The organism is Thermomicrobiales bacterium, from assembly GCA_041390825.1.
GTDB lineage: Bacteria > Chloroflexota > Chloroflexia > Thermomicrobiales > UBA6265 > JAMLHN01.
Genome location: JAWKPF010000017.1, coordinates 16,051 through 33,887, shown reverse-complemented (window position 1 = coordinate 33,887; position 17,837 = coordinate 16,051). Strand labels below are relative to the sequence as shown.

The 17,837-nt window shown below is 60.0% G+C and carries 21 protein-coding genes; 15 read left to right on the top strand and 6 right to left on the bottom strand.

Going from position 1 to position 17,837, the window contains the following annotated elements; genetic code table 11:
* The first annotated feature begins 899 nt into the window (after positions 1-899).
* From R2855_10695 to R2855_10650, 10 genes are all read left to right on the top strand, one after another.
* Complete coding sequence (locus R2855_10695) at positions 900-1,109, top strand: hypothetical protein (GenBank protein MEZ4531483.1); 210 nt, start codon at positions 900-902, stop codon at positions 1,107-1,109.
* Positions 1,110-1,368: 259 nt separating this feature from the next.
* A complete protein-coding gene (locus tag R2855_10690) occupies positions 1,369-1,527 on the top strand; it encodes a hypothetical protein (GenBank protein ID MEZ4531482.1) in 159 nt (52 codons plus the stop codon).
* Between the two features lie 75 nt (positions 1,528-1,602).
* Positions 1,603-2,079, top strand: a complete 477-nt coding sequence (locus tag R2855_10685) for an argininosuccinate synthase (GenBank protein MEZ4531481.1) — start codon at positions 1,603-1,605, stop codon at positions 2,077-2,079.
* Positions 2,080-2,281: 202 nt separating this feature from the next.
* On the top strand, positions 2,282-2,416 hold the full coding sequence (locus R2855_10680) for a hypothetical protein (GenBank protein MEZ4531480.1): 135 nt from the start codon (positions 2,282-2,284) through the stop codon (positions 2,414-2,416).
* Between the two features lie 57 nt (positions 2,417-2,473).
* The gene (locus tag R2855_10675; GenBank protein MEZ4531479.1) at positions 2,474-2,791 is read left to right on the top strand and encodes a hypothetical protein; all 318 of its coding nucleotides are present in this window, start codon (positions 2,474-2,476) and stop codon (positions 2,789-2,791) included.
* 267 nt (positions 2,792-3,058) lie between these two features.
* On the top strand, positions 3,059-3,283 hold the full coding sequence (locus R2855_10670) for a hypothetical protein (protein MEZ4531478.1): 225 nt from the start codon (positions 3,059-3,061) through the stop codon (positions 3,281-3,283).
* Between the two features lie 1,061 nt (positions 3,284-4,344).
* Positions 4,345-4,722, top strand: coding sequence for a hypothetical protein (locus tag R2855_10665; protein MEZ4531477.1), 378 nt, complete (start codon positions 4,345-4,347; stop codon positions 4,720-4,722).
* A gap of 402 nt (positions 4,723-5,124) precedes the next feature.
* Complete coding sequence (locus tag R2855_10660; protein ID MEZ4531476.1) at positions 5,125-6,174, top strand: iron ABC transporter permease; 1,050 nt, start codon at positions 5,125-5,127, stop codon at positions 6,172-6,174.
* A 6-nt stretch (positions 6,175-6,180) separates the two neighbouring features.
* Positions 6,181-7,239: an iron chelate uptake ABC transporter family permease subunit gene (locus R2855_10655; protein MEZ4531475.1), complete on the top strand. Its 1,059-nt coding sequence runs from the start codon at positions 6,181-6,183 to the stop codon at positions 7,237-7,239.
* A 7-nt stretch (positions 7,240-7,246) separates the two neighbouring features.
* Positions 7,247-8,851 (top strand): ABC transporter ATP-binding protein, encoded by a 1,605-nt coding sequence (locus tag R2855_10650; GenBank protein MEZ4531474.1) that lies wholly within the window; start codon positions 7,247-7,249, stop codon positions 8,849-8,851.
* A 20-nt stretch (positions 8,852-8,871) separates the two neighbouring features.
* Here the strand turns inward: R2855_10650 and R2855_10645 are convergent, their stop codons facing one another.
* Positions 8,872-9,336 (bottom strand): hypothetical protein, encoded by a 465-nt coding sequence (locus tag R2855_10645; protein ID MEZ4531473.1) that lies wholly within the window; start codon positions 9,334-9,336, stop codon positions 8,872-8,874.
* Positions 9,337-9,384: 48 nt separating this feature from the next.
* Positions 9,385-9,636: a hypothetical protein gene (locus tag R2855_10640; protein ID MEZ4531472.1), complete on the bottom strand. Its 252-nt coding sequence runs from the start codon at positions 9,634-9,636 to the stop codon at positions 9,385-9,387.
* A gap of 141 nt (positions 9,637-9,777) precedes the next feature.
* On the opposite strand from R2855_10640, the gene R2855_10635 reads away from it, so the two are divergent.
* Positions 9,778-11,010: a right-handed parallel beta-helix repeat-containing protein gene (locus R2855_10635; GenBank protein ID MEZ4531471.1), complete on the top strand. Its 1,233-nt coding sequence runs from the start codon at positions 9,778-9,780 to the stop codon at positions 11,008-11,010.
* Positions 11,011-11,107: 97 nt separating this feature from the next.
* Positions 11,108-11,707 carry a 30S ribosomal protein S4 gene (gene rpsD / locus R2855_10630; GenBank protein ID MEZ4531470.1) on the top strand — a complete coding sequence of 200 codons (600 nt, stop codon included), beginning with the start codon at positions 11,108-11,110 and terminating at the stop codon, positions 11,705-11,707.
* Between the two features lie 7 nt (positions 11,708-11,714).
* On the opposite strand, the gene mutM is transcribed toward rpsD, so the two are convergent.
* From mutM to R2855_10610, 4 genes are all read right to left on the bottom strand, one after another.
* Entirely contained in the window at positions 11,715-12,545 is an 831-nt protein-coding gene (gene mutM, locus R2855_10625) for a bifunctional DNA-formamidopyrimidine glycosylase/DNA-(apurinic or apyrimidinic site) lyase (protein ID MEZ4531469.1), read from the bottom strand.
* Between the two features lie 64 nt (positions 12,546-12,609).
* Entirely contained in the window at positions 12,610-13,461 is an 852-nt protein-coding gene (locus R2855_10620) for a carbohydrate ABC transporter permease (GenBank protein ID MEZ4531468.1), read from the bottom strand.
* Complete coding sequence (locus R2855_10615) at positions 13,461-14,333, bottom strand: sugar ABC transporter permease (protein ID MEZ4531467.1); 873 nt, start codon at positions 14,331-14,333, stop codon at positions 13,461-13,463. Before R2855_10615 ends, R2855_10620 begins: the two co-directional genes overlap by 1 nt.
* Positions 14,334-14,456: 123 nt before the next feature.
* Positions 14,457-15,773 carry an extracellular solute-binding protein gene (locus tag R2855_10610; GenBank protein ID MEZ4531466.1) on the bottom strand — a complete coding sequence of 439 codons (1,317 nt, stop codon included), beginning with the start codon at positions 15,771-15,773 and terminating at the stop codon, positions 14,457-14,459.
* 194 nt (positions 15,774-15,967) lie between these two features.
* Between R2855_10610 and R2855_10605 the strand changes: the two genes are divergently transcribed.
* The 3 genes from R2855_10605 to R2855_10595 are packed head-to-tail and all read left to right on the top strand — an operon-like array spanning position 15,968 to position 17,835.
* Positions 15,968-16,990 (top strand): mannonate dehydratase, encoded by a 1,023-nt coding sequence (locus R2855_10605; protein ID MEZ4531465.1) that lies wholly within the window; start codon positions 15,968-15,970, stop codon positions 16,988-16,990.
* Between the two features lie 37 nt (positions 16,991-17,027).
* Positions 17,028-17,366 (top strand): HIT domain-containing protein, encoded by a 339-nt coding sequence (locus R2855_10600; GenBank protein ID MEZ4531464.1) that lies wholly within the window; start codon positions 17,028-17,030, stop codon positions 17,364-17,366.
* A gap of 10 nt (positions 17,367-17,376) precedes the next feature.
* Complete coding sequence (locus R2855_10595; protein ID MEZ4531463.1) at positions 17,377-17,835, top strand: GatB/YqeY domain-containing protein; 459 nt, start codon at positions 17,377-17,379, stop codon at positions 17,833-17,835.
* Positions 17,836-17,837: the final 2 nt, after the last annotated feature.

Here is a 17,837-nt window from a genome sequence, read left to right as displayed (position 1 = left end):
AGCATGGATGAAAGTTATCTGCAACCAGACCCGACCTGCGGACGCATGACAGGGGATGACATGAGCCAAGACGATGGCAGGATCGGATTCCATCCTGGGCGAGGACTGCACCGCCTGGTGTGGCGCGCCCGGGCGGAAAGCTCGAGCTGGGTGCGGCGCAGATGCAGGGGTACTCTGCACGCGCTCTTTCGCCCGTCGAGCGATTCCGGTGCTGCATTTTCTCTTGCTGATCGCCTATTGGTCGCCATCCGGACCGCAATGCATACGCGAAGCAATCGAGTGACTGATTGGTACGCCGCCCGAGCTGACGACGTCGGAGTCTCGCTCCCGGAGGTTCAAATGGCGATGGACATCCACGCGTCGTGGCCAGACGATCACCCGTTGTCGGCGGCAATGCGACACGTCGACCTGGTGACCACTCGACCGATGGAGAGCAGCCGGAACGACATCGACGCGTTGCTCGAGTCGGGGCTGTCGCCACAGGGAATCGTCGTTCTGTCGCAGGTCGTCGTATGTGTCATATCAGGTGCGGCTCATGCTGCGCTGCGTGCATTGGGAGCGTCATGATGTCCGAGCCAGCGTTCACACTCGAATTCCTCAACTGGGTTCCCTGGGTTCCGCGTGCGGTGGATGGTGAACTTTCCCCGCGTCGGAGGGAGGAGATCGCAGCCTGTTCATAGCCGGCAAGAACGCTTCGGACTATCTGCTGGTGTTGGCGAACGATTTCGGATTCGTTGCAGGCGCGCGCGCTTGCATCGACATGTCTATGCCGATGAGGCCGACGTCACCAAGCGGGGTACCGCGAACTTGAGCGACCACCACCTCCCGGATCAACGGCTGCGTCTTCTGCGCGTCGGTGCATGCGCGTCAGTGTGGCGAACTATCTGAAGAACCGCCCCATGGCGCAAATCGATTCTGGACGAAGGATCTGCACCGAGCTACCGCCGGTCGAACGAGCAGTGGTCGACGTATCCGCCAAGCTCACGAACGATCCAGAAGCGCTCACAGGCGCCGACCTGTGCTCTCTGCGTGCGCTTGGGTTCACCGACCTTCAGATCCTCGACATCCTGAATCCGCGCGGCGTCTCCTTGCGAACGCGAATCGACTGATGTTGACGCTCGGCGAGCCGGAGGCCCAACCCAAACTCCACTAGCCGTTCATGCAAACTGGATCCTCCCGGCGCAATCACGAACAGCGAACCGCGTAGAATCGCATCGATCGACGATCGCGCGTTCGTGTGGCAGATGGCGGGTGAAATGGGAAATATTCTCGAAGTCTTCCAGTTGAGAAAAGATCGGCATTGCGTTCTCGGGCGGCTCGACACGAGCGCGGCGCTCTATTGGATGCGCGAGCATGGTGCGGTGCCGTATGCCCCACACGGCCAATCTGGGTCAGCCGGACGAAACCAACTACGACGACATTCCTCGCCGCGCGTTGGAGTACGGGGCGGAATCGGCGCGCCTGGTGGACTGCCGACAGGAGCTGGTGCGTGAAGGGCTGACCGCGCGCTGCAATGCGGGTGCTTGACATCACTACCGCCGGTGTCCCCTATTTCAACACCACGCCGCTGTCGCGCTGTGACCGACCATTCTGGTCGCGGCCATGATGGAGGACGGCGTCAACATCTGGGGTGACGGGAGCACCTACAAAGGTAACGACATCGAGCGGTTCCTTTACCTCGCTACGGGCCCTGGTGAACCCCGCGCTCAGGATCTACAGCCGTGGCTCGATTCGGCCTTCATCGATCAACCTGGCGGCCGCGCGGAGATATGTCGGACTACCCTCGCGGAAGCTGGCTTCCAGTACCGCATGTCCGCCGAAAAGGCCTACTCCACCGATTCGAACATCCTCGGGGCCACGCACGAGGCCAAACACCTCGAGGAGCTCAGCACCAGCATCACGATCGTCGATCCGATCAGCGGGGTCGCGTTCTGGAAGCCGGAGATCGTGATCGACTACGAAGAGGTGACGGTGACGTTCGAGGAGGGGTTTCCGGTCGCGATCGATGGCGCCGTTGCGGATCAGGTCGAGCTGATCACCGCGGCAACGCCATCGGTGGACGACACGGACTCGGGATGAGCGATCAGATCGAGAATCGATCATCGAATCGAAGAGCCGTGGCATCTACGAAGCGCCGGGATGGCGCTGCTTCACATCGCCTACGACCGCCTCGCGTCTCCGGTATCCACAACGAGGACACGATCGAGACACTGCGGGTGAACGGCTGCACGCTTGCTGGTCGATTGCTGTATGAGGGGCGCTGACCGATCCGCAAGCGCTCATGCTGCGCGAATCGCTGCAGAACTGGGTCGCCAAGGTGGTGACCGTGGAGGTCAGGATTGGCTTGCGGCGCGGAAACGACTACTGGATTCTCGATACAACCTCACCCACCTCACCTACGACGCCAGCCGCCTGACGATGGAGAAGGGCGAAGCGTCGTTCACCGCGCAGGATCGCATCGGGCAACTCGACGATGCGGAACAACGACATTGCCGATACCCGGGAGAAACTTCTCCACTACGCCGAAAACTGGACTCGTCTCGCTGCCAGCCGATGGCGGGGTTCGCGCATTGGCGCCAAGTCACAGACCGACCATGCGCGAGCTTTACCCGAGATCGAGCCCTACTCCACCTGGTTTCTCGAGACCGACGACGGCCACCGCCTTTATGTCGAGGAGTGCGGCAACCCTGACGGCAAGCCGGTGATCTTTCTTCATGGTGGACCTGGGGGTGGGACGAACCTCGCGTGGCGGCTAAGTTCACGCGAACGGTACCGAATCGTTCTCTTCTGATCAACGAGGATGCGGCAGGAGCACCCCGCACGCGTCAGTCGAGGGCAACACAACCTGGCACCTGGTGTCGGATATCGAGGCGATTCGGCAGCGACTTGGGATCGATCGCTGGCAGGTGTTTCGAGGATCCGGGGGAGCACCCTCGCTTGCCTACGCGGAGACGCATCCGGAACACGTTTCCGGAGTTGATCCTCCGCGGCATCTTTCTGCTGCGACCGTTCGAGCTTTCCGGTACTCAACAGGAAGGCGCAAGCAACATCTTTCCTGATGTGGGCGAACTACCTGGCGCCTATTCCAGAATCAGAACGGGACGACCTGATGCGCGCATATCATCGCCGACTGTTCGGAGACGATCCGGCCGAACAGCTCGAAGCAGCTCGTGCCTGGACGAACTGGGAATGGTCGACCAGTCAGCTCATCCCGGTATTCGAGGGTGGAACCGACGAGCAATGGCCCTGCATTCGCGCGGATCGAGAATCACTCTTTCGCTAATGGAGGTTTCTTCGAGCGCCCCAATCAGCTCATCGAGGACGCCGACCGTATCGCGCATATCCCGACCGTCATCATCATCCACGGCCGGTACGATGTCATTTGTCCGGTCCGGAACGCCTGGGAGTTGTGCCGCGGCGCTGCCGGATTCGGAGCTGCATATCATTCCGGACGCCGGTCACGCCATGAGCGAACCAGGCATCACCGACGCGCTCATCGAAGGACCGGATCGTTTCGCGCTCCGATCGTCGAACCAGCTCCCGGCAGAGGTCCACGAATCAATGCGGATGGCACCTTCCAGCGTTCCTCGCCGTCGACACCCTGTGAAGTCCGCGCCGGTGTATTTGTGAGCCAGTCGGTTCACGAACGCAAGGGTGGTAAAGAGCTCGAAATCGATGGTCTCGCCACGGAGCTCGATGTAGCGGAACGAGTTCCTGGATCGAGAACCGATAGCGCGACCGCAGGGTTCCCGCGAAGATTTCGGTACTTGGTTTCCGGCTTGATGCTGAGGAGCAGATGCCCGTCCTCCCAGAGAAACCAGACTGGGTTGACCTGTGGGCGGTTGCCAGAATCTACGGTTGCAAGTTGACCGAGCAATCGAACCTCGAGGAGATCGGCGTGGCTGTCAGAATCGGTCCGTTGGCATGAAGTTTTCTCCGCTCGCAATCGCGATTGTCAGACGACAACTATGCTGGATCGTAACAAGAGTTCACATCTCGTGGAACAATCGAGAGCGCTGTTTACGTGGCGGGATCTCACGGCTCATGCGCCAATAGCCAATGGCGCTGATCGACGACGTCTTGAGACCCCAATGCTTACAAGTATCGTCCGATCTTCTCTGCATCGCGGTCATTCCTCCGCCGCCCCAGGCGTACACTCAACCCACTTGGTTGCGGAACCGAAAGTGACGGCATCCAGCAACCGGCCTCCGGTACCGGGTTCGGACTCGCCGGAGGAACACCCAATCCAGCGCAACGCCTGGGGTGATCGGGCATCGGAGGATAGCCGATGAGTCCTTCACTTCGGCCACCAGGCGGCCGGCAGCGTTTCGAGGGAGCGACTCGATGATGCAGGCTGCCGCCGGCACCCCGCATTCATCGCAAAAAGGCGTGAACGACGCATTTGGAAACGGGCTGTATGCCACCCGCGGACCCCAGAGAAAGATCCGCTCGCCCGGTTGCACGTTGGCCGCCCAGTGTTCTCCGGGTGTACCCGGGTCCTCCGTGCACCAAAATGTCGACATCGATCGTGCCAGCGGCAGGGTTGGTATGGCGCACGGTACAGGCCTCAGGTCGAAACTCGTCGGGAATCTTGAAGAATGTATCCTGACCGACGCCATCGGACAGATCGATGAGCTGCTGACCGGGTCGAGGAAAGATGATCAGCGAACTGGTCCGGCTCGTCGGAACGAATCCGGCCATCTGATCGCTCTGTATGGTTAGGCGAGTCATGCGCGGAGGATTCACGTCGAGCCGACCACGCTGGCCGGAATGGTCGTCAATGGATGTCTGGCTCTGGGTTTGCGTGGCGCTGGTGCGAGTTGCGTCGTCATTGTCCTACAAATCCTAATCTGACTAATTTGGTCGGAATACTAGAGAACGCAGAATCCTCCCGTCAACAGGCATTCGCGAGCGCCATCCGCGACGCTGCCTGGATTTCGAGCCGCCGCCTGACCGGACGATTGCTGTCCGCTTGACAGCGCGGAGGTGCGGAATAGGAAAATTCCGATCAGAAATGTCGGATTTCGATCCGTAACTCGACCGAGGTCAACTTCGATGGCGCTACAGTCGAATCGTTCCTTCTCGACAGTACGGAACGGACGGTTCGAGTAAGGCGCATCCACCATGGCAACTCCCGCGCACGCCGCCGGAACACTCACTGGACAACCTGGCCGTGAGCAGCGTTCATTGCTGCCGCTGGGTCTTGTCGCGTTGATTGGCGTCCTGATGGTCGTCGGGCTGCTTAGCCTGCGCGTCGGCTCGCTCAGCATCACGACGGCAGACGCCTGGAACGCCCTTTTCCATTACAACCCGGAGAACTATGCGGAACTGGTGGTGCGCTCGTTGCGCGTGCCGCGCACGTGTTACGCGATCGTACTTGGTGCTGGGTTGGGATTGAGCGGCACCATCGCGCAGGCGATCACACGCAATCCTCTGGCGGACCCGTCCATTCTCGGCGTCTCCAGTGGAGCGACGTTGGCGGTGGTCATTGCGGTCTACTTTTTCGATCTCACCGCCCCATATCAGTACGTCTGGTTTGCGTTTGCAGGGGCGTTGTTGGCGTCGTTGCTGGTGTTCGCAATGGCGTCTGCTGGTCGTGCCGGAGCGACGCCCACAAAGGTTGCGCTCGCCGGTATCGTGATCTCCGCCATGCTGGCTTCCTGGACGAGCGCGCTGCTCTTGCTCGATCGCGAGACCATGGACACGGTGCGTTTCTGGATGGCTGGCTCGGTTGCAGGCCGCGACCTCGATACGCTCATCTGGCTGGCGCCGTTCATTCTCGGTGGATCGATCGTCGGGCTCTTCCTTGGGCACCAGTTGAACGTTTTGAGCCTGGGTGATGAAACCGCCCGCGCGCTTGGCATGCGCACCGGGATGCTGCGATTGATTGCGCTCGTGCTGGTGGTCGTTATCACCGGGGCGGCCGTCGCCGCTGCTGGTCCGATCGCCTTTGTGGGACTGGCCACGCCGCATCTGGTGCGATCGGTCATCGGACCGGACTACCGTTGGGTGCTCCCCTACTCGATGGTAGTTGGCGCGATTCTGTTGACCAGCGCCGATGTGATCGGGCGCGTCGTCGCTCGGCCGTCCGAGGTGCAGGTCGGCATCATCACCGCAATCATTGGTGCGCCGGTGCTGATCGGTCTTGCTCGCCGGCGAACCCTGGCGAGCTGAGTGACGATGGCGACGATGGAGTTCACACCGTCTACCAGCCGAACTGGCCACCGGGTTGTCCGGCGAGGCGGGATCGCAGTCCGGGTCAATCTCAAGGTCCTGCTCTACACCGTCGTCATGCTCGGCCTGCTTGGTCTGCTCTTCATCTGGGCGATGACGCTTGGGAGCTTTCATATCCCTTTTGCAGACGTAGCCGCGGCCGTTGCCGGACATGGCACCGATGACCAGCTCCTCGTCGTGCGCGAGTTGCGATTGCCACGTGTGCTGACCGCGGCGCTCGTCGGCGCATCGCTCGCAGTCTCGGGGGCGATCTTTCAGGGATTGGTGCGCAATCCGCTGGTTTCACCGGACATCATCGGCGTCAATGCGGGTGCAACGGTGGTTGCGGTCTTCTGGATCGTGTCCGGGTTGGCATATCGATTGATGCCTTTGGCGGCATTCGTCGGCGCCTCGGTGGCGGCGGCGGCGGTTTACCTCCTGACATGGAAGAAAGGAATTGCCCCGAATCGCTTGATCCTGGTCGGCATCGGAGTTGGCGAGTTTCTGTTCGCGTTCAACCAGTATTTGCTGGTCAAGTACCCGCTCGAACAGGTTCGGCCGGCCATCGTCTGGTCGATCGGATCGATCTATGGCAGCAACTGGTTCGATGTGAAAGTCCTGACCGGCACACTGGCTGTCTGCTTGCCACTGGCGGTGCTGCTCGCCTGGCCATTGCGCGCGATGCAGCTGGGAGACGATGTGGTGCGCGGACTCGGTCTGCAACTGGAGCGAACCAGGCTCGGGCTGATCGTAATCGGCTGCGCGCTCGCTGGCGCGGCGGTGGCGCTCGCTGGACCGATTGCGTTCGTCGCGCTGATGGTTCCGCACTTCGCGCGCATGCTTGCTGGGCCGTTGAGCGGATCGATGATTCTGTTTACGGCGGTTGTCGGTGCGTTCTTCGTCCTGATGGTCGATGTCATCGGCCAGCATTTCTTGCCTGTTTCGCTTCCGGTCGGCGCGTTGACGGCCGCGTTCGGGGCGCCCTATTTCCTCTTCTTGCTGTATCGATCGAATACGAGGTTGTGAGACTTCAGTGAGCCGGCTTCGAGGTCAAAACGTCACACTCACCTACGGCGAGGACCCCATCGTGGTCGACACCTCCATCGAAATCGCCGATGGTCAGATCACCACGATCATTGGGCCAAACGGATGCGGCAAGTCGACCTTGCTGCGTGGGCTTGCGCGGATTCACCGCCCGTCGGGCGGCCAGGTGGTGCTCGATGGACAACTCATTCACCAGCTGCCAAGCCGTGAAGTGGCCAAGCGGCTGGGACTACTCGCCCAGCAAGCGTCGGCTCCCGAGGGTCTGACGGTCGAGGATCTCGTTCGGCGCGGACGGTTCCCGCACCAGGGATTCCTGCAGACACCCAGCGCCCACGACGAAGCCATTGTCGAGCATGCGCTCCAACTTGCCGGTATGACCGAGTTGCGCAAGCGCCTGGTGGATGAGCTCTCGGGCGGTCAACGCCAACGGGCCTGGATCGCCATGGCGCTGGCGCAGGAAACGCCCTTGCTCCTGCTCGACGAGCCAACGACCTATCTCGATGTCGCGCATCAGCTCGAAATCATGGAACTGGTGCTTCGGCTCAACCGGGATGAGCACCGCACCATCGTCATGGTGCTGCACGACATCAACGAAGCGGCGCGCGTCAGCGACCAAATCATCGCCATGGTCGATGGAACAGTTGCTGCCAGCGGGACGCCCGACGAGGTCATCACCCCTGAACTGCTCGACCAGCTCTATGGTGTGGATTGCGCCGTTCGGCGGCATCCAGGTCATGACTATCTCTACATCGTGCCCGCGCCACGTACCGCTATCGACCGGGTAGCGCTCGACGGGGGCTCGACGGGTCCGTCGATTCGGTTCGACGGGCTCGGCGCAGGGTACGGCGAACGGAGAATTCTGGAGAACGTCACGACGCAGATTCCTCCCGGAAAGATCACGACGATCATCGGTCCCAATGCATGTGGGAAATCGACACTCCTGCGCTGTTGCACCTGCCTACTGAAGCCATTCTGCGGGTGCTCGAAGATCGAGAACGATGACGTGCGGTCCATGAAGCGGAAAGCGCTAGCACGGCGAATGGCCTACATGGCCCAGGGGTCGATGCCACCGTCGGGATTCCTCGTGGAAGACCTGGTGGCGTTTGGACGCATGCCGCACCAGGGGTTCTTGCGCCAGTGGCGCAAGGAGGACGAGCGCGCGGTCGAAGAGGCTCTGGCCCAATGCGATCTTTGTCATCTTCGCTATCGAGAGATCGACACCCTGTCTGGCGGCCAACGGCAACGAGCATGGTTCGCTATGGCGATGGCGCAGGACACGCCTGTGCTCATGCTGGACGAGCCGACCACTTTCCTTGATATCGGGGCGCAAATCGAGTTGCTGGAAATGGCGGTCGAGCTCAACCGAACTCAAAACCGCACCATCGCATTGGTTCTCCATGACATGAACCTGGCTGCCCGTTACTCCGACTGGATCATCGCGATGAAGGACGGCGATGTAGTCGCGGCGGGAACGCCAAGCGATGTGATCACCCAGGAACTGCTCGCGCAGGTCTTCGATGTCGAGGCCACCATCGTGGTCGACCCGGACACGAACGCGCCATTCGTTCTGATCGACCGCAAGGTTGCAGCGTAGTCTCGGTCCAGAGGGTATTTCTACAGCTTGTAGTAGTGAAACCCCTTCACCTGCGCATCGACGACGGCGATGACTCCGGTGTTGTCGGTGTCGACAAAATCCGGGAGCGACGACGCGTCGATACCGTTGATGCTCAGCGCATCGCTCGCGGCCACGATCTCGGCGCCCGCATCCTTGGCCGCCTGCACCTGCGTCAACACGTCGTCATCGGTCAATGCTTTGACCGCATCGCCATCGAAAACGAGCCGGGCGGTCGCTTTCTTGTAGTGCTGGGCGACGGTGTCGAGGCTCGAGAATGCATACGGCAGATCCTCCTGGCGCGTGACATGCACAACGACGTGGAAGTTGTTGGGAACGAACGCTGCCTCTGCCAGCCGAGTTTCCATTGAGCCTGCAATCAGTCCACCGGCGATCAATCCACCGGCGGCGCCCTTGATCAGCGCGCGACGAGCCAGCGCGGCATCATCGTTTTCGAGACGCGTCACGTTTTCGTTCCTTTCGAATTGGGTTCAGCCCTCTTGGCGGTTCGGACGTCAGGAGACTGGCGTGGTGTTTCTCCGCGAAAGATAGTCCACAACGTAGATCGTCACACCAATGGCCAGGAAGACCTCGGCGAGATCGACCGCGATGAAGAACCACTCCTCGCCCGCAATGATGGTGGCCAGCGCGGCGACAGCCACTCCGAGAAAGGCATAGGTCCACCTGCGTTGGGTTGCAGATGCGACGAAGCGCGGAACGAGCAGACCGATGATGATTCCGGCCACAATTGGGAAGACTTCGTACACGCTCGACCTCCGTTCTGGTGAAGATCGCGACCGGATCCCCGGTCGTGCCTTTGCTACCCTACTCCTCTCTGTCTGGAGTTGCAATCACTGTCAGTTCGGCGGAAACTTCCTGCTGGGAATGAATGGGGGAGGAACAACAACGTGGATCATCGACAACGCCGGCTCGTCGCCGCGGCGGTTCTGGCGCTCTCGCTGATCGTCGTCATCTACCTCGTGTTCTTTGCTCCTTCTGAGACACGAATATCGACTCCCACACCAGATACATCGACACAGGAGAGCTCGGGTCCCATTTGGACCATGCTACCGAGCACACCGGAAAGCGATGACAAACGGACAGCCGAGGCGCTCGCGGTGCAGCAGGAGGAGGCGACACCCGCCAGCGAGGACGAACAAGGGGAGTCGCCGTCTCGCCAAATGGCGGAGATGCCTCTCTGGATGGGCCGGGTCGCCTCGAATCCCGAAAACGCTGTCTGTCCAGGACCCGCGACGCGCACCGTTTCGGTTGCGAATGCGAGCGAACTCACACAAGCGCTGGCGAGCGCGGTTGCAGGCGACCAGATCGAGCTTGCTCCGGGCGTTTATCAGGGCAATTTCGAACTTGCCGCGTCCGGAGAGTCGAGCAAACGCATCTGGATCTGCGGACCACGCGATGCGGTCATCGATTCTGGTGGCATTCGCGAGGGATATGGATTGCATATAACCGGCAGCTATGCGGGTGTTTGGGGAATCACGATCTCGAACGCACAGAAGGGTATCGTGGTCGACGGCGGAGACTTTGTGCAGGTCGACAATGTCGAGGTGCACACCATCGGTGACGAGGCAATTCACTTCCGCGGCAATGCCACGGACGGTGTGGTGCAGGACTCCCTGATTCACTACACAGGGCTCCGGCGTGAGAAGTTCGGAGAGGGCATCTACGTCGGTAGCGCGGTTTCGAACTGGGGTGAGATCACCGAAGGCGAGCCCGACAAGAGCGACCGTGTTGCGATTCGCCGGAACAGGATTTGGGACACCACGGCCGAGTCGATCGACCTGAAAGAAGGAACGTCGAACGGGGTCGTCGAATACAACTCGTTCGATGGTTCGGGCCTGACAGAGGCGGACTCCTGGGTCGATGTCAAGGGCAACGGGTATCGGATCGTCGGCAATGTCGGAACGACTTCGCCCGAGGACGGGTTCCAGACGCACAACATCGACGACATGGGGTGGGGACGTGAGAATCAGTTCGTTTCGAATACCGCGCAGGTGTCCGGCGAAGGGTATGGCTTCTACATTCACGACGCCGACAAGACGGCAAACGTCGTCTCGTGCTCCAACATGGTGACCAACGCTGGCGCCGGCTTTTCGAACATCGCGTGCTCGGACCCCGCTTGAACTAATTCCGACACATTTAGTATGATTTCTGCTCTTGCGCGCTTTCAGCTGGGAACGCGCGCTCAGGGCTTGTTGCGCGCGATGCGGAGACATATCAGTGAATTTCACCGGAGCGAAAGTCAAGAAATCGCGAGCGCTCGGAGTCGCCTTGACCCCCAAGGCAGAGCGCATCATGAAGAAGCGACCGAATCCACCTGGTTCTGCCGGAAACAATCGCCGCCGCCGCAAGTCCGATTTCGGCGTGCAACTGCTGGAAAAACAGCGGCTGCGATTTCAGTACAACGTTGGGGAGAAGTACCTTCAGCGCATGTTCCAGCGGGCCGCTCGCATGCCGGGGGCGACCGGCGAAAACCTCATTCAGTTGCTCGAGAGCCGCATGGATGCGGTGGTGCTTCGCGCCGGGTTGGCTCCAACCATCTACGCCGCCCGCCAGTACGTCACCCACGGGCATTTCACGGTCAATGGTGAAAAAGCGACCATTCCGTCGCAGCGGCTCAAGCCAGGGGATGTGATTTCGGTCAAGCCGCGCAGCCAGTCGATGGTGATGTTCAATGAGGGCCGGTCACAAGGCTCGAGCGTCCCATATGTCGACGCCGATCTCGGCTCGTATCAGGCACGGTTCGCGTACCTTCCGACTCGGGAAGAAGTGCCCATCAAGTGCGAGGAGCATCTGGTGGTCGAGTACTACAACCGGTAGTCGGGCGTCAGTCCAATGGCTGGCAGACCGGGCAGATGGTGGTTCCCCGTTGGGCGACGACCAGGCGCGTGAGCTGCGAGCCACAGATCTCGCAGATTCCGGTGCCCCCGCGTCCATAAACTCGCAGATTGGCGGCGTTGGTTCCAGCGTCGCCATTTGCGTCTCGATAGTCCGATAGCGTGGTCCCTTTTCGCTCCAGCCCTTCCGACAGTACCGCACGGACTGCGAGGCGCAATGCAGCCGTCTCACTTTGCGAGAGCGACCCGGTTTCCCTCGCCGGGTGAAGACGGGCTCGATAGAGCGCCTCGTCGGCATAGATGTTTCCGATTCCCGCAACTCGCCGCTGATCGAGCAGGAATGCCTTGATCGGTGTGCGCCGGTTGCGGGTCAGCTCGAAAAGCACCTCGTCCGTAAACTCGTCGTCGAGCGGTTCCGGCCCAATTCGCTCTTCGATCGCCAACCACTGTTCATCGCTGAGAAAGCGTACCCTGCCGAACTTGCGCTGATCGGCATAGGCGAGCGCCCAACCGTTGTCCAACTCGATCCGGAGATGCTCGAACCGCACGAGGGATTCGCCGGGATCGACCAGCAGGAGCTGGCCAGTCATCATCAGGTGGACGAAGAGCCCTGCGCCACCCTCGAATCCCAACCAGAGATGCTTGCCCCGCCGGTCGATTCGTTCGAAACGGTTCCCGCGCACGAGCGAACTGAAGGTCTCGGGGGCAAGCTCGCCAACGACTCCGGGAAAATCACGAAATGCGACATCGACAACGCGCGCGCCGACAACGCGGTCGTGCATGGTCCGGCGGACGGTCTCTACCTCAGGAAGTTCAGGCATTCGTCATGTCTGTGTTGTGGGTGAGTTTGCATTCCGCGAGTATCGGACAAGTGGCGTGATCGTGTCAGCCCTTGACTGATCCTGCGGTCATACCGGCCACCATGAAGCGTTGCGCCAGGAAATAGAGGATGATGACCGGCAGCGACGAGAGCACCGCGCCAGCCATGATGGGACCCCACAGAAAGACGTCCCCGGTGATGAGGTAGTTCAAGCCAAGGGGGACTGTGCGCTTGTCTTCCGAGGTGATGAAGATGAGTGCCAGCAGCAGCTCGTTCCATGCCCCCGTGAACGTGAAGATCGCCACCGCCACCAGTCCAGGCGCCGAAAGTGGGATCAGAATGCGGAACAGCGCTCCCAAACGGCCGGATCCGTCGACCATCGCTTGCTCTTCGAGTTCCGCGGGAACGCCACGGAAGTATCCGGACAGGAGCCAGGTGCTAAGCGGAATCGAAAATGTCAGGTAGACGACGATGAGCCCAAAGAGCGAGTTTCCCAGATGTAAGCGAGCCACGATGATCGAGAGCGGGATGAAGAGCAGAGAGACCGGCGTGAGGTATGCGAAGAGAATCAGTCGTCCAATGAGGCCCTTGAATCGGTACTTGAATCGGATGATGCTATAGGCGGCAAAGGACGAAATGAAAAGCGAGACCAGGGTAACGGACCCCGCCACAATGAGGCTGTTCTTGATGTTGGTGAGGTAGTCCTTCTCTTCGATCAGGACGCGATAGTTGTCTGAAGTTACCAGATTGGGCCAGAGCGAGGGTGTGCGATAGATGTCCCGTGGGATCTTCAGCGAGATCGTGACCATCCAGTAGATTGGAAATGCGATCACCAACACCACGACGCAGAGAATCGCGTACAGCGCGATGGACTTCCATGGAATTCGGCGGCGCGGTCTTGCCTGAATCGTCGCCATTAGTCATCCTGTCGCTCGATGAGCGCCGTCACAAGAAAGACCAGGATCAGCAGCGCTGGGATCATTGCCACCGAAACGGCGGCTGCCTCTCCAAGGCGTTGCGTTTGCATACCGAAATATGCGAGCACGGGAAAGACCATCGTCGCGTCCGAGGGGCCGCCCTGGGTCATTAACCAGATGTTTTCGAAGCTGTTGGCAGTCCAGATCGAGGAGAGCAAGACCACGACCAGAATGACCTGGCGCAGATGCGGCAGCGTCACTGAGCGGAAGCGCTGCACGGCGTTTGCGCCGTCGATCTTTGCAGCCTCATAGAGTTCTGGAGGTACGGTTTGCAACGCCGCCAGAAACGAAATGCACCAGAACGGGAATCCTCTCCAAACAGTCGCAAAGATCACCGCAGGTAACGCGGTCGACTTTTGACCGAGCCAATCGATGTACTCGGTGCTGATTCCCGTGTCAGAGAGGATCAGGTTGACCCCGCCACCGATCGGCAGAAAGAGCAGTCGCCAGACGAGGTAGGCCACGAACCCCGGCATTGCCCACGGAAGCAGCATGAATGCTCGAAAGAATCCCCTTCCCCGGATGTGTTCGTTCAGAATGAGCGCCAAGCCCAGTCCTATGACGAGTTTGAGGACATCCGAAACGATCACCAGTGTGATCGTGTTGCGTATTGTTTTCTCGAAACTGGATGACTTCGAGAGATAGCGAAAATTGTCCAGTCCAATGAACTCGCCTGGATCGCCCACGATGCGGCTCGTGAACGAAATGAAGATTGCATAGAAAAACGGGTAGGCCACCAGGCCGATCAACAACACGATCGCCGGGAGGACCAGCAGATAACCCCAAAGCGCGTTGCGACGCGCAAAGGTCATGAACGGACGCTCCGTTGGGATCTGATCGGGCGGAGTCAACGTGGACACGGACAAACCTGGAGAGAGCAATCCAGGCCCCCGTTCGAGACGGGGACCCGGACAGTGGATCGGACCGAAGACAGCCTACTTGTACTTGTCGTAGATGAGCTGGCCCTGCTCTTGCGCCTCCGCGATCGCATCGTCGATCGACGCTCCGTCGACCACAACGCGCTGCACCATCTTGGGGATGATGAAGTTGGAGGAGAAGTCCGCATAGGCCGTGTTGTACACATCCGGAGCGCCGGGAGCCGTCCCGTTCTGGACGAGATTGAGCAACCCTGCATGCACCGGCTCCTGGAAAATGGCAAAGCTGGCGTAGTCGTTTAGCACCGGACCGTAAATGGCGACGTTGTAGTACGCCTCCATGAATTCGGGATTCGCCAGATACTCGATGAGCGCCTTTGCCGTGTCAGGATCCTTGGTCGATGTCGGAATCGCGCGCACGTTTGGCCCGATTGGCGAGACTTGCATGACTGGCCCGGCGGGAAGCGCAGCGAAGTTGGTAGCCGCGTCGAGTTCCGGATCGTCCTCCATTGCGGCAAGATGTACGCTGCCCGGGTTGGCAATGAAGATTGCCTGACCGGAGAGATACGCGGTGTTGTCACCAGCGCCGTCCCAGGTTGTGGCGCCCGGAGGGAAGAGCCCTTCCTCGAAGGCTCCGGTCACCCATGCCATGTACTCACGGGTTTCAGGCGAATCCAGTGTAACGGTCGTGCCTGCGTCGTCCGCAATGCGTCCGCCGTATGACTGGAGCACGGACATTTGCATGTTGCCGTCTCCGACATTGGAAAGGGCGAACCCCATGCCAAAGAGCGGTGGTTCCTGCGCCTGCGCAGCCCATTCGCGAACTTCCTGCCAGGTCGCCGGCGGCGGTGTCAGTCCGGCTGCTTCGAGCACATCCTGGCGGGAGAAGAGCAAGTTCCCGGAACCTCCAAATGGGATTCCAGTGATCGCCCCAGGCAGCCCGGCGGCCGATTCTATCGATGAGAACCATCCTCCGTGCGCCTCTCCTACTGCTGTAAAGAGATCGCCGAGCTCGATAAGCTGACCGGTATTGGTCAACAGAAGTTGAAGATCGAGCCCCATGTCCAGCGCATCAGGCATGGTGCCAGATTCGACGGCCGCCGAGACCTTCTGATTGGTCTCGTTTTGGTTGATCATCACCACTTCGGTGTCGACGTTGTTTTCTTCACCCCACTGGTTGATTGTGTCGACCAGAAGATTGTTCGCCTCTTCAGAGAAGATCAAGCCGCCCCAATAGGTCAACTTGGCTTTTTCCTGCAAGAACGCGGGAGCCGCCTTTGCCGTCAGAATGGCGTCCAGTCTGGTGGCGCCCGCGGATGCTGCCACTGCCGCAGCGGGGGTTGTTGCCAAGAGCCGTCGCCGGGAAAGCCGTGTCATCCTTGACCCTCTCCTCTACTGATTTGTACGCGGACCCACGATGGCCCAAAGTTGATGACCGGAACCTAACAATGGCGGGCAAATTTGTCAACCGTTCACGATTGACAGTTCGACCGATAGGACCCATTGTTACCGCACAAGTCAAGTTTCTGCACACGTCCTCCGGCACGAGACCGGGGAAGGAACCGAGTCCGATGATGCGCATTGCGATTGGCCAATTCAACGCTCTCAGTGACGAAAAGCTTCGCTTTGCGCAACAGATCGGTGTCACCGGAGTGCAGATGAATACTCCAAAGCTTCCTGGGGAAACACACTGGGAGGTCGACGATCTGCGCGCGCTGGTCGAGAAATGCGAATCGTTCGATCTCACGCTGGAAGCGATCGAGAACGTTCCTATCCACTTTTATGACAAGGCAATGCTCGGTCTTCCGGGCGGCGCGGAACAGATCGGTCATTACCAGACCACCGTTCGCAACCTGGCGGCAGCGGGCATTCCAATCCTTGGCATTCACTGGATGCCGAATTCGGTCTGGCGGACGACGGTCAAGGGGACAGGACGCGGCGGCGCGCACGTAACGGCCTTCGACATGGCAGTCATCGACTCGGCCGGAGGCGCGAAATCGTTCGTCGCGAAGACGGACGAGCGTATGGCCGCGCTGGTGGTCGAAGACGATCCGATTCTCACCCACGACCAGATGTGGGAGAACTTCGCCACCTTCATGCATGCGGTGCTGCCAGTTGCGGAAGAGGTCGACGTCAAGATCGCGCTGCACCCGGATGATCCGCCGGTGCCTATGCTTGGTGGGGTGCCGAGGATTTTTGGCAGCGTCGAGGGATTTGAGAAAGCGGTCGAAATCGCAGATAGCTCTGCATTTGGGTTCGACCTCTGTCTGGGATGCTGCTCGGAGATGCCGGGTGGCCGAATCAATGTCATGCGCATGATCGAGCGTTTTGGTTCCAGCGGAAAGATCTTCTACATTCATTTCCGGGATGTGCAAGGCACAGTCCCCGCTTTCAAGGAATGTTTCATCGGGGAAGGAAACTACGATCCTGCCGAGGTCATGCTGGCCCTGCGGAAGGTCGGATTCGATGGTTTCCTCCTCGACGATCATGTACCGCATATGGACGACGATAGCGACTGGCAACATCGTGGGCGCGCGCATGCGATTGGCTATATGCAAGGCCTTATGAATATGATGGAACACGTCACGAGCTAGACGGGCTCGTGAGGGCGACACCAGGGGAACGGTTGCATTGGACGAAGAGTGCATCTTTTGCCGAATTGCGAATGGCGAGCTGGGTACCGAGTTCGTCGTGCAAAGCGAGCACGCGGTCGTGTTCGACGACATCGCTCCGTCAGCACCGGTACATATGCTGGTCGTTCCGAAACGGCATGTGAGCAGCCTGCGCGAACTGAACGATCCAACCCTCGCGTCGGAGTTGCTGGCTCTGGCTTCGAGCGCTGCTGAGGCGCGCGGGCTTTATGACACCGGATACCGGGTGATCACCAACGACGGAGAGATTGCGGGCCAAACCGTTTTTCACTTGCATTTCCATGTGCTGGGCGGACATCGCCTGGGACGCATGGGGTGACGAGGACACTGTGACCGACCAAACACTGGATGCGCGACTTCAAGAGGACCTGAAAACGGCGATGCGCGCCGGGGATACCACCGCGCGCGACACAATCCGTTTCACGATGTCCTCTCTCAAGAATGCTCGCATCGACAAGGGCAGTCCGCTTACCGCTCAAGAGGAAATCGCTGTGCTGCAACGCGATGCCAAACGGCGGCAAGAGTCGATCGATCAGTTCCGCGCCGGCGGCCGGATGGATCTGGTGGACAAGGAAGAAGCGCAACTGGCGGTGCTGAAGACGTACTTGCCCGAAGCGCTTTCCGACGAGGAGGTAGCTGCCCTGGTTGCTGAGGTCATTGCGAAGACCGGCGCCTCCTCGCCCAAGGATCTTGGAAAACTGATGCCGATCCTGATCCAGCGAGCGGATGGCCGGGCAGACGGCAAGCGATTGAGCGACGCCGCCCGTGCCGCGCTTACCACCGGATAGCG

Coding starts and splice junctions, on each gene's coding strand:
- R2855_10695 (MEZ4531483.1), top strand. CDS start 900: ATGGCGCAAATCGATTCTGGACGAAGGATCTGCACCGAGCTACCGCCG.
- R2855_10690 (MEZ4531482.1), top strand. CDS start 1,369: ATGCCCCACACGGCCAATCTGGGTCAGCCGGACGAAACCAACTACGAC.
- R2855_10685 (MEZ4531481.1), top strand. CDS start 1,603: ATGATGGAGGACGGCGTCAACATCTGGGGTGACGGGAGCACCTACAAA.
- R2855_10680 (MEZ4531480.1), top strand. CDS start 2,282: ATGCTGCGCGAATCGCTGCAGAACTGGGTCGCCAAGGTGGTGACCGTG.
- R2855_10675 (MEZ4531479.1), top strand. CDS start 2,474: ATGCGGAACAACGACATTGCCGATACCCGGGAGAAACTTCTCCACTAC.
- R2855_10670 (MEZ4531478.1), top strand. CDS start 3,059: ATGTGGGCGAACTACCTGGCGCCTATTCCAGAATCAGAACGGGACGAC.
- R2855_10665 (MEZ4531477.1), top strand. CDS start 4,345: ATGATGCAGGCTGCCGCCGGCACCCCGCATTCATCGCAAAAAGGCGTG.
- R2855_10660 (MEZ4531476.1), top strand. CDS start 5,125: ATGGCAACTCCCGCGCACGCCGCCGGAACACTCACTGGACAACCTGGC.
- R2855_10655 (MEZ4531475.1), top strand. CDS start 6,181: ATGGCGACGATGGAGTTCACACCGTCTACCAGCCGAACTGGCCACCGG.
- mutM (MEZ4531469.1), bottom strand. CDS start 12,545: ATGCCTGAACTTCCTGAGGTAGAGACCGTCCGCCGGACCATGCACGAC.
- R2855_10620 (MEZ4531468.1), bottom strand. CDS start 13,461: ATGGCGACGATTCAGGCAAGACCGCGCCGCCGAATTCCATGGAAGTCC.
- R2855_10615 (MEZ4531467.1), bottom strand. CDS start 14,333: ATGACCTTTGCGCGTCGCAACGCGCTTTGGGGTTATCTGCTGGTCCTC.
- R2855_10610 (MEZ4531466.1), bottom strand. CDS start 15,773: ATGACACGGCTTTCCCGGCGACGGCTCTTGGCAACAACCCCCGCTGCG.
- R2855_10605 (MEZ4531465.1), top strand. CDS start 15,968: ATGATGCGCATTGCGATTGGCCAATTCAACGCTCTCAGTGACGAAAAG.